General features: G+C 71.0%; 14 protein-coding genes. 7 read left to right on the top strand and 7 right to left on the bottom strand.

Translation table 11 applies throughout. The features are described 5' to 3' along the window. Positions 1-109 precede the first annotated feature (109 nt). The 6 genes from VHAB30_RS04360 (at position 110) to VHAB30_RS04335 (ending at position 5,090) form a co-directional block, all read left to right on the top strand. Positions 110-976 (top strand): dioxygenase family protein, encoded by an 867-nt coding sequence (locus VHAB30_RS04360; protein ID WP_159275951.1) that lies wholly within the window; start codon positions 110-112, stop codon positions 974-976. A 22-nt stretch (positions 977-998) separates the two neighbouring features. Further along, positions 999-1,766 carry an SDR family NAD(P)-dependent oxidoreductase gene (locus tag VHAB30_RS04355; protein ID WP_159275950.1) on the top strand — a complete coding sequence of 256 codons (768 nt, stop codon included), beginning with the start codon at positions 999-1,001 and terminating at the stop codon, positions 1,764-1,766. Then, positions 1,763-2,671, top strand: coding sequence for a BKACE family enzyme (locus VHAB30_RS04350; RefSeq protein ID WP_062482144.1), 909 nt, complete (start codon positions 1,763-1,765; stop codon positions 2,669-2,671). The genes VHAB30_RS04355 and VHAB30_RS04350 overlap by 4 nt, the downstream gene beginning before the upstream one ends. Beyond that, positions 2,668-3,663, top strand: a complete 996-nt coding sequence (locus VHAB30_RS04345; protein WP_159275949.1) for a quinone oxidoreductase family protein — start codon at positions 2,668-2,670, stop codon at positions 3,661-3,663. The genes VHAB30_RS04350 and VHAB30_RS04345 overlap by 4 nt, the downstream gene beginning before the upstream one ends. Positions 3,664-3,681: 18 nt before the next feature. Further along, positions 3,682-4,038 carry a cupin domain-containing protein gene (locus tag VHAB30_RS04340; RefSeq protein WP_159275948.1) on the top strand — a complete coding sequence of 119 codons (357 nt, stop codon included), beginning with the start codon at positions 3,682-3,684 and terminating at the stop codon, positions 4,036-4,038. 62 nt (positions 4,039-4,100) lie between these two features. After that, positions 4,101-5,090 (top strand): Bug family tripartite tricarboxylate transporter substrate binding protein, encoded by a 990-nt coding sequence (locus tag VHAB30_RS04335; RefSeq protein ID WP_159275947.1) that lies wholly within the window; start codon positions 4,101-4,103, stop codon positions 5,088-5,090. A 2-nt stretch (positions 5,091-5,092) separates the two neighbouring features. Here the strand turns inward: VHAB30_RS04335 and VHAB30_RS04330 are convergent, their stop codons facing one another. The 7 genes from VHAB30_RS04330 to VHAB30_RS04300 all read right to left on the bottom strand — a co-directional run bounded on the left by VHAB30_RS04330 (position 5,093) and on the right by VHAB30_RS04300 (position 12,493). Further along, entirely contained in the window at positions 5,093-5,455 is a 363-nt protein-coding gene (locus VHAB30_RS04330; RefSeq protein WP_159275946.1) for a DUF3325 domain-containing protein, read from the bottom strand. Next, positions 5,452-7,077 carry a PepSY-associated TM helix domain-containing protein gene (locus VHAB30_RS04325; RefSeq protein ID WP_159275945.1) on the bottom strand — a complete coding sequence of 542 codons (1,626 nt, stop codon included), beginning with the start codon at positions 7,075-7,077 and terminating at the stop codon, positions 5,452-5,454. Before VHAB30_RS04325 ends, VHAB30_RS04330 begins: the two co-directional genes overlap by 4 nt. Next, positions 7,074-7,376 (bottom strand): DUF3649 domain-containing protein, encoded by a 303-nt coding sequence (locus tag VHAB30_RS04320; protein WP_095948980.1) that lies wholly within the window; start codon positions 7,374-7,376, stop codon positions 7,074-7,076. The genes VHAB30_RS04325 and VHAB30_RS04320 overlap by 4 nt, the downstream gene beginning before the upstream one ends. Positions 7,377-7,467: 91 nt before the next feature. Continuing rightward, the gene (gene fhuE / locus VHAB30_RS04315; RefSeq protein WP_159275944.1) at positions 7,468-9,948 is read right to left on the bottom strand and encodes a ferric-rhodotorulic acid/ferric-coprogen receptor FhuE; all 2,481 of its coding nucleotides are present in this window, start codon (positions 9,946-9,948) and stop codon (positions 7,468-7,470) included. Between the two features lie 70 nt (positions 9,949-10,018). After that, a complete protein-coding gene (locus VHAB30_RS04310; RefSeq protein WP_216850693.1) occupies positions 10,019-11,065 on the bottom strand; it encodes a FecR domain-containing protein in 1,047 nt (348 codons plus the stop codon). Between the two features lie 61 nt (positions 11,066-11,126). Next, on the bottom strand, positions 11,127-11,630 hold the full coding sequence (locus VHAB30_RS04305; protein ID WP_070062515.1) for a sigma-70 family RNA polymerase sigma factor: 504 nt from the start codon (positions 11,628-11,630) through the stop codon (positions 11,127-11,129). 113 nt (positions 11,631-11,743) lie between these two features. Continuing rightward, on the bottom strand, positions 11,744-12,493 hold the full coding sequence (locus VHAB30_RS04300; protein ID WP_159275943.1) for an SDR family oxidoreductase: 750 nt from the start codon (positions 12,491-12,493) through the stop codon (positions 11,744-11,746). 102 nt (positions 12,494-12,595) lie between these two features. Here VHAB30_RS04300 and VHAB30_RS04295 point away from each other — a divergent pair, with 102 nt between their 5' ends. Then, a complete protein-coding gene (locus tag VHAB30_RS04295) occupies positions 12,596-13,501 on the top strand; it encodes an AraC family transcriptional regulator (RefSeq protein ID WP_159275942.1) in 906 nt (301 codons plus the stop codon). Positions 13,502-13,511 lie beyond the last annotated feature (10 nt).

Below are 13,511 nucleotides of genomic sequence, written 5' to 3'. Positions count from 1 at the left end.
ATCCGGTGCGCCATGGTTGGCGAATTCCCATTCTGGCATCTCGGATACCCACCATTTTACTTTTCCGGAATCTGCCTTAAGATCATGCAAACGATTGCAAGGATTGCAGATGAACATCGCCACCTCCCCCGATTCGGTGCTCGGCTTTGCGCTCGACGCCATGCAACGCACCCCCGATCCGCGCCTGCGCACCGTGATGGACGCGCTCACGCGCCACCTGCATGCCTTCGTCCAGGAGGTGAAGCTGACCGAGGAGGAGTTCGAGCAGGCGCTCGAATTCATCGTCGCCATCGGCCACGCCACGGGCGAGACCAAGAACGAGGTGGTGCTGGCGGCCGACATCCTGGGCGTGTCCACGGTGGTGGCGCTGCAGAACAACCAGGACCCGCACGGCGAATCGCCGGCCGCCCTGCTGGGCCCCTTCTGGCGCGCCAACTCGCCGGCCTGCGCGGCGGGCGAGAGCATCGCGCGCTCGGGCACGCCCGGCACGCCGCTGGAGGTGACCGGCACGGTGTGCGATGTGGGCGGGCAGCCGATGGCCGGCGTCACGGTCGACGTGTGGCAGGCCTCGCCGGTCGGGCTCTACGAGAACCAGGACCCGGAACAGGACGACATGAACCTGCGCGGGCGCTTCACCACCGATGCCGAGGGTCGCTTTCATTTCCGCAGCGTGCGCCCCGCCGGCTACCCGGTGCCGACCGACGGGCCGTGCGGCGTGCTGCTGCGCGCGCAGCAACGCCACCCGAACCGGCCCGCGCACCTGCACTTCATGCTGAGCAAGCCGGGCCACAAGGTGCTGGTCACGCAGGTGTTCGCCGACGACGACGAGAACCTGGAGAGCGACCCGACCTTCGGCGTGACGCGCCAGCTCATCGGCCGCTTCGCGCTCGCGTCCGACGGCGGTAGCGCCACGCTGCAGTACGACTTCCAGCTGGAGCCGGGCGAGATGAAGTTCCCCCGCCCACCGATCCCCTGATTCCGCAACTTCCCTTCATCCCATGAGCTTCGATCCCCAATCCCGACTCCACGGCAAGATCGCCGTCATCACCGGCGGCCTCGGCGCCATCGGCTACGCCACGGCCACGCGGCTGGCCGCGTTGGGCGCCACCTGCGTGCTGCTGCACCGCGGTGGCGACGACAACGCCGCCGTGCGCGCCGCCGCCCTGCCCTCGGACAGCGGCCAGCGCCACGGCGCGATCCGCGCCGACATCGTCGACACGCCGAGCCTGCAGGCCGCCGCCGCCGAGGTGAAGGCCGCGCACGGGCGCTGCGACATCCTGGTCAACAGCGCGGGCCACACGCAGCCCGTGCCGGCCGGCGACCTCGACGCGCTGACCGACGAGCTCATCGACGACCTGCTGCGCGCCAACTTCCGCGGCGTGTTCGCCACCATCCGCGCCTTCGCGCCGATGCTCAAGGCCACCGGCGACGGGCTGGTGGTCAACATCTCGTCCATCGCCGGCTTCACGGGCGTGGGCAGCAACCTCGCGTATGTCGCGGCCAAGGCCGGGCTCGACGTGGTGGGCGATGCGCTGGCCAAGGCGCTGGCGCCGGCGGTGCGCGTGGTGTCGGTGTCGCCGGGCGCGATCGAGTCGGGCTTCGTGCCCGGGCGCGGCGCCGCGTTCGCCGACAAGATGGCCAGCACCACGCCGCTGGGGCGCATCGGCAAACCCGACGACGTGGCGGCCACCGTGGAAGCGCTGGCCACCACGCTGCGCTTCGTCACCGGCACGCGCATCGTGGTCGACGGAGGGCGCCACCTGTGAACAACGCGAAGACGCTCATCACCTGCGCCGTCACGGGCAACCTCGTGAAGCCCGAGCAGACGCCGCACCTGCCGATCACGCCGGTGCAGATCGCCGACGAATGCCTGGCCGCCGCCGAAGCCGGCGCGGCGCAGGTGCACATCCACGTGCGCCACCCCGAGACGGGCAAGCCCTCGATGGAGGTCGATCTGTACCGCGAGGTGGTCGACCGCATCCGCCGCGAGAACCGCGAGTTGATCGTGAACCTCACGACCGGGCCGGGCGGGCGCTTCATTCCGAGCGAGGACGACCCGAAGATCGCCGCGCCCGGCACCACGCTGCTGCCGCCCGAAAAGCGCGTGGAGCACATCGCGCTGATCCGGCCCGACGTGTGCTCGCTCGACCTCAACACCATGAACTCCGGCCCCGACGTGGTGATCAACACGCCGAAGAACGTGCGCCGCATGGCGAAGGTGATGCGCGAGGCCGGCGTGAAGCCCGAGCTGGAGATCTTCGACTCGGGCGACATCCACCTGGCGCTGGACCTCATCGCCGACGGCACGCTCGACGGGCCCGCCATGTGGACCTTCGTGCTCGGCGTGAAGTACGGCTTCGCGCCCACGCCCGAGACGCTGCTCTATGCGCGCAACCTGCTGCCGCGCGGCGCCTTCTGGAGCGCCTTCGGCATCGGCCGCACGGAGTTCCCGATCGTCGCGCAGTCGTGGCTGCTGGGCGGCCACGTGCGCGTGGGCATGGAAGACAACATCTACCTCGAGAAAGGCGTGCTGGCCGAAAGCAACGCGCAGCTCGTGGCGAAGGCGCGCGACATCCTGCGCAGCCTGGGCGGCGAGGTCGCCAACCCGCGCGAGGCCCGCGCGATGCTGGGGCTGGCCGACACCCGCGCCGTTCAGGGAGCCGCACGATGAGCGCCATCCTTCATGAACCGCGCGCCCTGCGCGTGAACGGCAAGGCCGCCAACCTCGAGGCGCTGCACCTGGAGGCCGCACCGCAGCCCGAACCCGTGGCGCCGCCCGGCCATGCCGTGGTGCGCGTGGCCGCCGCCGCCGTGAACCCGAGCGACGTGAAGGCTGCGCTGGGCCTGATGCCGCAGGCCGTCTGGCCGCGCACGCCGGGCCGCGACTTCGCGGGCACCGTGGTGAGCGGCCCTTCGGAATGGATCGACCGCGAGGTCTACGGCTCGGGCGGCGATGTCGGCATCACGCGCGACGGCTCGCATGCGCGCTACCTCGTGCTGCCCGAAGCGGCGCTGCGCGCCAAGCCGAAGGGCATCTCGATGGACGAGGCCGGCGCGGTGGGCGTGCCCTTCGTCACGGCCTACGAGGGCTTCCGGCGCAGCGGCATGCCGCAGGCGGGCCAGACGGTGCTGGTGCTGGGCGCCAACGGCAAGGTCGGGCAGGCGGCGGTGCAGCTGGCCGCGCAGGCCGGCGCGCGCGTGATCGCGGTGCAGCGCGGCCCCGGGCCCTTCGCGGGGTTCGCGAGCGCGCCGGTCGACGTGGTCGATGCGCGCCACCACGCCGACGTGGGCGCGCAGGTGCGCGAACTCACCGACGGGCGCGGCGCGCACATCGTCTACAACACCGTGGGCAGCGCCTACTTCGAGGCCGCCAACAAGGCGATGGCCAAGGGCGCCACGCAGATCTTCATCGCCACGCACGACCGCGCGGTGCCCTTCGACATCTTCGCGTTCTACCGCGGCATGCACACCTACGTGGGCATCGACTCGCTGGCGATGGACTGCGTGGCGTCCACCGCGCAACTCGACGCGATGCGCGAAGGCTTCGAGCGCGGCACGCTGAAACCCTTTCCCGTGGCACGCCACTTCGCGCTCGACGAAGCGATCGACGCCTACCGGCTGGTGCTGTCGGGCAGCACCGACCGCGTCGTGCTGCGCCCCTGAGCCCCAAGGACACCCACCATGCATGTGACCCGTTTCAGCGAGGCGCCGCACTACGAGGCGCCCAACCACTTCGACATGCGCTGCCTGCGCCTGCAGGGCAAGGAGGCCGGCCCCTCGACGCAGATGTGGATGGGCATGAGCCAGATCCTGCCGGGCGGCCGCACCGGGCTGGACGGCTCGCCGATGGAAAAGCTCTACCTCGTGCTCGAGGGCGAGCTGCACGTCGTCGGCGAACTCGAGGGCGCGCACCAGGAAGACGTGCTGCTGCCCTACGACAGCTGCCGCTTCGCGCCCGGCGAGAAGCGCCAGCTGGAGAACCGCAGCAACCGCCCGGTGCTGGTGGCGCTGGTGATGGCCAACGCACCGCCCGCCTAGCGCGCTCCTTTCCCAGTCAGTCATTCATCGCTCGCACCAACCCATCAACGGAGACAAGACGCATGAAGAAGACACTCCCCTGGAGCCGCCGACAGGCACTCACGATCGCCGCGGCACTCGCGGCCTGCACGCTCGGCGGCGCCCATGCACAAGGCGCGTGGCCGGGCACGCAGCCCATCAAGCTGGTCGTGCCCTTCACGGCAGGCAGCGGCACCGACATCGTCGCGCGCCTGGTCGCCGAAAAGCTGGGGCCTGCGCTGGGCACCAGCGTGATCGTGGACAACCGCCCCGGCGCGGGCGGCACGCTGGGTGCGGCCATCGCCGCCAAGGCGCCGGCCGACGGCTACACGCTGCTGGTGCATTCGGCCGGCCACCTCGTGAACCCGTGGATCTACAAGGGCCTGTCGTACGACACGCTGAAGGACTTCACGGGCGTGACGCCGATGGCCAGCCTGCCCAACGTGCTGGTGACCGCGCCCTCGCACTTCACCGATGTGAAAGACCTCGTGGCCAAGGCGAAGGCCAAGCCCGGCGGGCTGAACTACGGCTCCGCGGGCAACGGCTCCGCCACGCACATGAATGCCGAGGTGTTCCGCCTCGCGGCCGGCGTCGACGCGCAGCACGTGCCCTTTCGCGGCACACCCGAAGCCATGACCGAGGTGATGGCCGGACGCGTCGACTGGTTCTTCGCGCCGATGGTGTCGGCGCTGCCGCTGATCAAGAGCGGCAAGCTGAAGGCGCTGGCCGTGGGCACCGCCGGTCGCTCGTCCGCCTTGCCCGACGCACCCACCACCGTGGAGGCCGGCGTGCCGGGCTCGGCCTACCTGTTCTGGGTCGGCCTGTTCGCGCCCGCTAGGACGCCGCAGCCCGTGGTGGAGCGGCTGCAGGCCGAGGTCGCGAAGATCATGGTCTCGCCCGAGCTGAAGGAACGGCTGGAGAAGCTCGGCGCCGAACCCTTCACCATGCCCTCCGCGCAGTTCAACAAGTTCATCGCCGACGAGACCGCGAAGGCGCAGCAGGTGGTCAAGGCCGCAGCCATCAAGGTGGACTGACCTCAGCGCAGCAGCGCCGCCAGCACCGGCGCAAGCCCCGCACCACCAGCCACGGCGGCAGCGCCGGCGCCCCACGCCACCGCACGCGGGCGGTACGGCAACAGCAAGGCCACCGGCAACGCACCCGCCGACAGGAAGCCCAGCCACGCGACCGTCCCGACCGTGGGGCCCCACGCCATCACGCAGGGCGCGATGGCCGCGGCCAGCAGCACCATGCCGATCACGCGCAAGCCCGTGCGCCGGCGCGCGGGCACTTCGCGTCCGCGCGTCAGCTGCTCGTGGTGCCGGTCCATGGCAAAGCTCAGGCACGCCATGCCCGCATACGCCAGCGCAAGGCCAAGCCACGAAGTCCAAGCCGTCGTCATCGCGCCGCCTTTCGCCGCAGATGACGCAGCGCACCCAGCGCCGCAAGGCCGAAGGCCACCACGCCCAGTTCGACGCCGAGGCTTTCCCAATCACTGCGTAGCAGCTGAGCCAGCAGGTGATCACCCGTGGTCACGAAATTGAGCACCGGCAGCAGCAGGCACAGCGCGGCCAGCGCACCGAGCTGCTCGCGCCACGCGCGCGCCGGCGAGCGCAAGAAGGCATGCACCAGCGCCAGCGCCCACAGCGCGAAGAAGACCTGCAGTTCGCGGTCCGCGCGGTGCCCGATGCCCACCGGCACCAGCCGGTTGGCCCACAGGTAGCCCACGCAGGCGATGGCCAGCCCGGCGATGGCCGCGACGTTCAGCGCCTCGACCAGCCGGTAGACCCGCGCCGTCGCGCCGCCGAACTCGCCCAGGTGCTTCTGCCGGCGCTTGACGATGAACAGCACCGCGCCCGAGCCCATCATCGCGGTGCCCGCGAGGCCACATAAAAAGTAGAGCCACTTCATCGGCCAGCCGCCGAAGGTGACCATGTGCAGCCCGCCCATGGCCGACTGCGCGAGCATGGCGGCTCCTCCGTCCGCGGCGCCCGGCAGGCGCACGCGTTGCACCTCGCCGGTGGCGGCCGAGAACTGCACCATGCCGGTGGTGGCACTGAGCCGGCGCGCGGATTCGTCGTCGCCGTTCCATCCGTACACGCCGATGCGCGCCCCCGCGTCGCCCGGGTGGTCGATGACGACCGCGCGCACCGGCTGGCCCATGCGCTCCTGGCCGCGCGCCGCGAAGGGTTCGAGCACGGGCACGGGCATCGCGCGGCCGGTGGCGGCGGGCTTGTCGCTGTCGCCCAGCTCGGAGACGAAGCGCACCTGCGCCTGCGGGCCCGTGCCGTAGTGCAAGACCTTGGGGGCCGGCATGAAGCTGGTGCCAGAGATCACGAGGCCGGTGTAGGCGATCATGAACTGGAAGGGCAAGGTCAACACCGCCACGGCGTTGTGCGCGTCGAGCCAGCTGCGCTGGCCTTTCTTGGGCCGGAAGGTGAAGAAGTCCTTGAAGATGCGCTTGTGCGTGATGACGCCCGACACCAGCGCCACCAGCATCGCCATCGCGGCGATGCCGACGATCCACAGGCCGACGGTGCCGGCGTGCAGCTCGTAGTGGAAGTCGACGAAGTGGTGGCCGCCGAGCGTGGCGCGCGCCGCGTGGCCGCCGTCTTCCTTCAACGGCTTGCCGGTGGCGGGGTCGAGCGCGACGCCTGCGTACTGCCGGTTGGCGTCGAACCAGAACACGCGCAGCTCGCCGCCGCCCTGCGCATCCGAAGGCCACAGCTCCCACATCGAGGCGCCCGGGTGGTGCTCGGCCATGTAGGCCATGCCCCAGGCCAGGCGCTGCGCGCGGTCGGCCGTGGGCTCGCCCTTCTCCTTCTTGGCTGCGGCGGCGGCTTCCTCGGCGTGGTGCTCCGGCGTCATCCAGTGGGTGATGGGCTCGTCGAACACCGCCAGCGTGCCGGTGAGGAACACCGCGAACAGCAGCCACGAGAACCACAGGCCGCACCAGGTGTGCAGCCAGGCCTGGGCCTGGCGAAAGCCGCCCTGCGACGGCGCCTTGGTTGTCTTCGTGCTCATGCCCCGCCTCCCGCGCCGCGCAAGGCCAGGCCGAGCCCGGCCAGCACCACGGCCGGCAGCAGCAGGCCGGCCCAGGCGCGCGGCAGCGAGACGGGCGCAAAGGCCCAGATCACGGCGACGGTGTAGACCGCGAAGCTGAACTGCATGCCCCCGAGCGCGGCCTCGGCGGGGCCGGCCGGCAGCACGGCGGCCAGGAAGACGGCGGCGGCCGAGGCCAGCGCGTAGCCGCCGAACACGGCGGCGGCGACGCGGGACAGCAGCCGCAGGGCGGGAGAAAAGGAGGAGGTGCGGGTGTTCATCGGGGACCGGAAAACGGGGCGCGGACGTGCGCCCCTCCCCTACATGACAAACGAGAACGAAAAAAGGGTCATGCCCCCCGCCTTTTCCCGCTCAGAACGCGTAGCTCAGCGTCGCCACCGCGTTGCGCGGCGTGCCGAAGTAGGCCTGCCCGTCGATGTTGCTGTAGTACTTCTTGTCGAACAGGTTCTCGATGTTCAGCTGCAGCGCCAGCTTGGGCGTGAAGGCGTAGCGCGCCATCAGGCTCACGACCGCGCGCGAGCCCTGCTGGTAGCGCAGGTCGACATCGCCCACGCTGTACGCGTAGGAGGTGCGGTTCTGCCAGTTGACGCCGCCGCCCAAAGTGAGCCGGTGCCACGTACCGGGCAGCCGGTAGGTGGTGAACAGCGTGGCCTGCGTGGTCGGCATGGCGGTGTTGATGCGGTTGCCGTTGCCTTCGCGGCCCAGCGTGCGCGCGATGCCCGCGTTCAGCTGCCAGCCAGGGGCCAGTTCGCCCGACACCTGCAGCTCGATGCCCTTGCTGGTCACGCCGCGCGCGCCGTAGTAGGCGCCTTCGCTCGAGTTGGGCACGAGCTTGGTGCCGTCGCGCTGCGCCACGTTCTCCTGCTCGGCGCGGAAGACGGCGATGGAGGTGTTGAGCTTGCCGTTCAGGTGCTCGCCCTTGAGGCCGATCTCGTAGCTCTTGCCGGTCACCGGGTCGAGGTACGCGCCGACGGCGTCGCGGTAGTTCTGCGGCTGGAAGATGTCGGTGTAGCTCGCGTACACCGAGTAGTTCTCGCTCAGGTCGTACACCAGGCCCGCGTAGGGCGTGAACACCTCGTGCTTGCGCGTGGCCGGTGCGTCGGCGGTCAGGCGCGTGGAACGCCAGCTGTTCTGGCGCCCGCCCACGATGAGCTTGAGCGAATCGGCCAGCGACAGGCGCGCGGCACCGTAGGTGCCGGTCTGGCGCGTCTTGGTGATGGCCGAGACCTTCAGCGGGTCCCAGCCCGGTTCGGGGTACGACGCGGCGTTCCAGTCGTAGAAGTTGCCGGTGTCGGGCAACGCGCTGGTGCGCGGATGGCTCGCCTCCACGTAGCGCGACTGGCTGTTGCTGACGCCCACCACGAGTTCGTGCGTGCGCCCCAGCAGCGTGAAGGGGCCGGTGGCCTGCAGGTCGAGGCTGTTCTGGCGGAACTGGTGCTCGAAGTAGCCGGGCAGCGAGCCCAGGCCGGTGCCGGTGAGGCGGTCGAGGTCGCCGTAGAGGTACAGCAGCTTGGCGTTCTGCTTGCTCTGCCGGTGCGAGCCGTTGGCCTTGAGCTTCCAGCCGTTGTCGAACTGGTGCGTGAGGTTCGCGAAGGCGGTGGTGGTGGTCGTGTCCCAGTGGGTCCACGGCGTGCCGACGGTCTTGGAGCGGTCCCAGCGCGTGGCTGTGCCGTCGCTGAAGGTCAGCGGCAGCCCGCCCCAGGTCGACGAGGTGGGCCGCGTGGCCTGCGACTCGATGCCCACGCTCAGCGTGGTGCTGGGCGTGAGGTCGGCATCGACCACGCCGTACAGGACATGCTTGCGGCCGTGGTACATGTCGATGAAGGAATCGCGGTCTTCCGTCATGCCGATGAGGCGGGCGCGCACGCGGCCGTCTTTCGTCACCGGGGTCTGCAGGTCGACCGTGCCGCGGCGCAGGTTCCACGAACCCAGCGCGAGCGATGCGTTGCCGGCGAACACCTTGCTGTCGGCGTGCTTGCGCACCAGGTTCACCGAGGCCGAGGGGTTGCCCGCGCCGGTGAGCAGCCCGGTCGAGCCGCGCACGACCTCGATGCGGTCGTACAGCACCGGGTCGTTGGTGGAGGCGCCGAAGAAATCGGTGGTGACCGTGGTCGGCACGCCGTCGTACTGGTAGTTGTCGATGTAGAAGCCGCGCGCGTACAGGTCGGTGCGGTCGCTGTCGGAACTCACCGAGAACACGCCGGGCACGCTCTGCATGGCCTGGCCGAGCGACAGCAGGTTCTGGTCCTCGATCTGCTGGCGCGTGATGACGGTGACCGACTGCGGCGTCTCGCGCGGCGAGAGCGCGAGCCCGGTGGCCGCCGCCGTGGCGCGCGTGGTGTAGGCGCCGGTGCCTTCGGTGGTGCCGCTGCGGTCGGCCTCGGCCGTGACGGTGACGGGCGTGAGCGTGTCGATGCCGCCGGCCCCTGGGGCGGGCGTGCCGGCCTCGCGGCGGTTCAGCGTGTAGCTGCCGTCGGTGCGCGCCACCGCCTGCAGGCCGCTGCCCGCGAGCAGCCGCTCGATGGCTTCGCGTGCGGTGTAGCGGCCGGCCACCGCGGGGCTGCTGCGCCCCTGCGTGAGCGCGGGGTCGAACGACAGCGCGATGCCGTTGCCCGCCGCAAAGGCGGCGAGCGTGCGGCCCAGCGGGCCGGCGGGAATGTCGTAGGCGCGGGACGCGGCGGCGTCGAGCGAGGACGACTGCGCCTGCGCGAAAGCCGGCCCTCCCGCGCCGGCCAGGCCGCCGAGGGCAAGCGCCATCAGGGCATGGCGAAGGACGGTGTTCAGGCGGCGCTCTGCGAACGGGCGCAAGGCGGACGGGCGGGGTGCAGACATGGAGACGGGCCTTTCGGTTGGGCAACGGTGGGTTCTTCACCCTCCTTGCCAGCCGAAACGAAAAAAAGTCTCACCCCCGGATCGATATATTTTTCGAAGCGCCCGTCGCGCGCTCTTCGGGTGCCGCACGCGGCACCAGCGTGACCCAGTAGCCGCGCAGGCGCGTGGCCGCGTCCACCGGATACGTCGACACCAGCATGCGCAGCACGCCGTCGGTGTCGGCCAGCGGAAAGGCGCCCGAGACGCGCAGCTCGGCCACCGCTGCGTCGCACTGCAGCAGCCCGGGGCGATAGCGCGACAGCTCGGCGGCGAAGTCGGCCAGCCGCATGCCGTCGGCGAGCAGCATGCCCTGCGTCCAGGCCAACACCGAGGCGTCCGCCGGACGGAAGTCGTCGATGCCGTCGGCCGTGAAGCGGGCCTGCTGCCCCGCCGGCAGCACGCGCGCGGCGGCACGCTCGGGCGTGATGCGCACCGCGCCTTCGAGCACGGCGATGTGGGTGGCGCCGCCCGTCTCCTTGCGCACGCTGAAGCGCGTGCCCAGCGCCTCCAGCGTGCCGCCGGCGCTGGCCACGCGGAACGGGCGGTGCGCGGCGGCGGGGTCGGGCGCGGTGGCGATGAAGATCTCGCCCGCCTGCAGCACCACGCGGCGCTGCGTGCCGTCGAAGTGCACATCGACCGCGCTGGCGGTGTTGAGCGTGAGGCGGCTGCCGTCAGCCAGCCGCAGTTCGCGGCGCTCGCCGGTGGCGGTGCGGTGCCCGGCCATCCAGCCGCGCTCGCCCGCCATCTCGACCGCCTGCCAGCCGAGCCAGCCGGCGGGCACGGCCGCCAGCAGCGCGGCCAGCCGGCCGAGGGTGGCGCGGCGGCTGTTCGCGTTGCCGCGCGCGGGCCGCGCGAGCGAGGACATCGCCAGCGCCGGCGGCAGGCCGCCGAGCTTGTTCATCAGCTGCTCGGCGCGCGCCCAGGCGCGTGCGTGGTCGGGGTGGCTCTGGCGCCAGCGCTCGCAGGCATGGCGGTCTTCGTCGGTGACGGCGCTGTCGTGCAGCCGCATCAGCCATTCGGCGGCCTCGTCGAGCACGCGCGGGGCGAGTGCCGACGTTTCGAAATTCATGGCGCTCATCAGAATGCCTTCGTGCTTCGCACTTCGGCGCGAGCTTGCTTGGGGCGGCCCGGCGCGGCGCTCATGCCATCACCGCCAGGCACCCCCGGAAGCCCTGCTGCATGTAGCGCTTGACCGTGACGAGCGACACGCCCAGCTCGCGCGCGATGTCCTCGTACTTCATGCCGTCGAGCTGCGACAGCAGGAAGGCCCGGCGCGCGAGTGGCTTGAGGGCGTCGAGCATCGCGTCGATCTCGTGCAGCGTCTGCAGGATCACCAGCCGCTGCTCGGGCGACGGCGCCTCGGGCTCGGGCATCACGGCCAGCGCCTCGAGGTAGGCCCGCTCCAGCGCCTGGCGCTGGTACCAGTTCACGAGGATGTTCTTGGCCACGCTCGTGAGGTAGGCGCGCGGCTGCACGATGACCTCGGGGTTGCGCGCCGTCAGCAGCCGCGCGAAGGTGTCCTGCGCCAGGTCGGCCGCGTCGCACGAATTGCCGAGCTTCTTGCGCAGCCACGACTGCAGCCAGCCGTGGTGGTCGCTGTAGAGGGTGTGGACTTGCTGGAAGGCGGCTTCGGCAGCGGACATGGCGGGCGGCACGGCGGCGGGGGTTCCGCCTACAAATAAGAATTATTCTCATTTTAAGCAAAAAGGCCGCAGTACCGCCCTGCCCGTCCTGTCCGCACTGCGGACAGCGTGGCTCAGGCCGGCCGGGCTGCCGCGAGCGCCACCGCGTCCGCGCCCGCCGGATAGCGCAGCGTCTCCGCCGTGTCGTTCGCGGCGCGCCAGACGGCCTCGGCCACGTCGGCCGCCGTGGTCACGGCCGTGGGATTGCCCAGCGCCGCGAAGACGCCCTGCGCCAGCGGCGCGTATTCCGGCGGGATCAGGCCCTGCATGCGCTGCGCCCCGTTCTCGGTGAACCGCGTGCCGGGCCCGTAGCCCGGCTCGACCAGCTTCACGCGCACGTTGAACGCCGCCAGCTCGAAGGCGAGCGAGGCGGTGAAGCCCTCTATCGCCGTCTTGCTCGCGGTGTACGCGGCCACCAGCGGCATCGGCGCGAGCGTGACGCTCGAGGTGACGTTGACCAGCACCCCCGAGCGCCGCGCCCGGAACTGCGGCAGCACGGCCTGCGCCATGGCCATCATGCCGAAGGTGTTGGTCTCGAACACCTCGCGCACGGTGGCCATGGGCGTGGCCTCGAAGGCGCCGAAGAGACCGACGCCGGCGTTGTTCACGAGCACGTCGATCGGGCCCGCGTTCTCGATGGCGGCGGCGATGCTGTCGGGCCGCGTCACGTCGAGCGGCAGCACGCGCAGGTTCGGCGCGTCGGGAAAGAGGTCGTCGCGCGGCGTGCGCATGGTGGCGACGACGCGCCAGCCCTGGGCGTGGAAGTGACGCGCGGTGGCCAGGCCGTAGCCGGAGGAGCAGCCGGTGATCAGTGCGGTTTTCAATGGGGTTCCTTGGAAGTGGGTGATGAAGAGCCCCAACGATAGGGACGACCAACCGGACTTGCTACCATCGAACGTCGCCATTTATTTTGCAGGAGTCCAGCCATGGCCGATCCCCTGGCCGAGGTCATCGCGCTGCTTCGCCCGCGCGCCGTGTATTCCAAGGTGATCGCGGGCGCCGGCGCCTGGGCCGTGCGCTACACGGCCTTCGGCCAGCCCAGCTTCTGCACCATGCTCGAGGGCGAGTGCGTCCTGGCGGTCGACGGCCAGCCGCCGCTGGCGCTGGCCGCCGGCGACTTCCTGCTCATGCCGGCCACGCCCGGCTTCACGCTGTCGGGGCGCACGCCGGCACCGCCGGTGTTTCTCGATTCGCATGAGCAGGCGGCGCGCGAGGACGCACACAACGAGGTCCGCCACGGCGACCGGAACGGTCCGCCCGACGTGCGCATGCTCGGCGGTTACTTCGCCTTCGATTCGCCCGACGCGGCCCTGATGGTGTCGCTGCTGCCTTCTGTGCTGCACATGCGCGGCGTCGCGCGGCTGTCGCTGCTGGTGCAGCTCGTGCGCGAAGAGTCGATGGCGCAGCGGCCGGGGCGCGACCTCGTGCTCGGGCGGCTGGTCGAGGTGCTGCTGATCGAGGCGCTGCGCTCGGCGCCCGGCGAAGGCGCGCCGCCGGGGCTGCTGCGCGCGCTGGCGGACAGCCGGCTGGCCGTCGCCGTACGGCACATGCACGCGGACCCCGCGCGTTCATGGACGGTGGAAGAACTCGCCGGCAAGGCCGCGCTCTCGCGCTCGGCCTTCTTCGAGCGCTTCTCGCGCGCCGTGGGCCTGCCGCCGATGGAGTACCTGCTGGCCTGGCGCATGGCGATCGCCAAGGACCTGCTGCGCCGCGGCGGCTGCGCGCCGGCGGTGGTGGCCGCGCGCGTCGGCTACAGCTCGGCCAGCACGTTCAGCACGGCGTTCAGCCGCCATGTGGGCCAGGCGCCGGGGCGCTACGCGCGCCAGCTGTAGCCCACAGCGA

Origin of the sequence: Variovorax boronicumulans (genome assembly GCF_009811375.1) — a bacterium.
Lineage (GTDB): Bacteria > Pseudomonadota > Gammaproteobacteria > Burkholderiales > Burkholderiaceae_C > Variovorax > Variovorax boronicumulans.
Note: the sequence above shows the minus strand (reverse complement) of the source record. Positions and strands in the feature narration are given on the sequence as shown.

Bases quoted from the DNA above. Each gene is read 5' to 3' on its own strand.
- VHAB30_RS04360 (WP_159275951.1), top strand. From the start codon at position 110: ATGAACATCGCCACCTCCCCCGATTCGGTGCTCGGCTTTGCGCTCGAC.
- VHAB30_RS04355 (WP_159275950.1), top strand. From the start codon at position 999: ATGAGCTTCGATCCCCAATCCCGACTCCACGGCAAGATCGCCGTCATC.
- VHAB30_RS04345 (WP_159275949.1), top strand. From the start codon at position 2,668: ATGAGCGCCATCCTTCATGAACCGCGCGCCCTGCGCGTGAACGGCAAG.
- VHAB30_RS04340 (WP_159275948.1), top strand. From the start codon at position 3,682: ATGCATGTGACCCGTTTCAGCGAGGCGCCGCACTACGAGGCGCCCAAC.
- VHAB30_RS04335 (WP_159275947.1), top strand. From the start codon at position 4,101: ATGAAGAAGACACTCCCCTGGAGCCGCCGACAGGCACTCACGATCGCC.
- VHAB30_RS04330 (WP_159275946.1), bottom strand. From the start codon at position 5,455: ATGACGACGGCTTGGACTTCGTGGCTTGGCCTTGCGCTGGCGTATGCG.
- VHAB30_RS04325 (WP_159275945.1), bottom strand. From the start codon at position 7,077: ATGAGCACGAAGACAACCAAGGCGCCGTCGCAGGGCGGCTTTCGCCAG.
- VHAB30_RS04320 (WP_095948980.1), bottom strand. From the start codon at position 7,376: ATGAACACCCGCACCTCCTCCTTTTCTCCCGCCCTGCGGCTGCTGTCC.
- fhuE (WP_159275944.1), bottom strand. From the start codon at position 9,948: ATGTCTGCACCCCGCCCGTCCGCCTTGCGCCCGTTCGCAGAGCGCCGC.
- VHAB30_RS04310 (WP_216850693.1), bottom strand. From the start codon at position 11,065: ATGAGCGCCATGAATTTCGAAACGTCGGCACTCGCCCCGCGCGTGCTC.
- VHAB30_RS04305 (WP_070062515.1), bottom strand. From the start codon at position 11,630: ATGTCCGCTGCCGAAGCCGCCTTCCAGCAAGTCCACACCCTCTACAGC.
- VHAB30_RS04295 (WP_159275942.1), top strand. From the start codon at position 12,596: ATGGCCGATCCCCTGGCCGAGGTCATCGCGCTGCTTCGCCCGCGCGCC.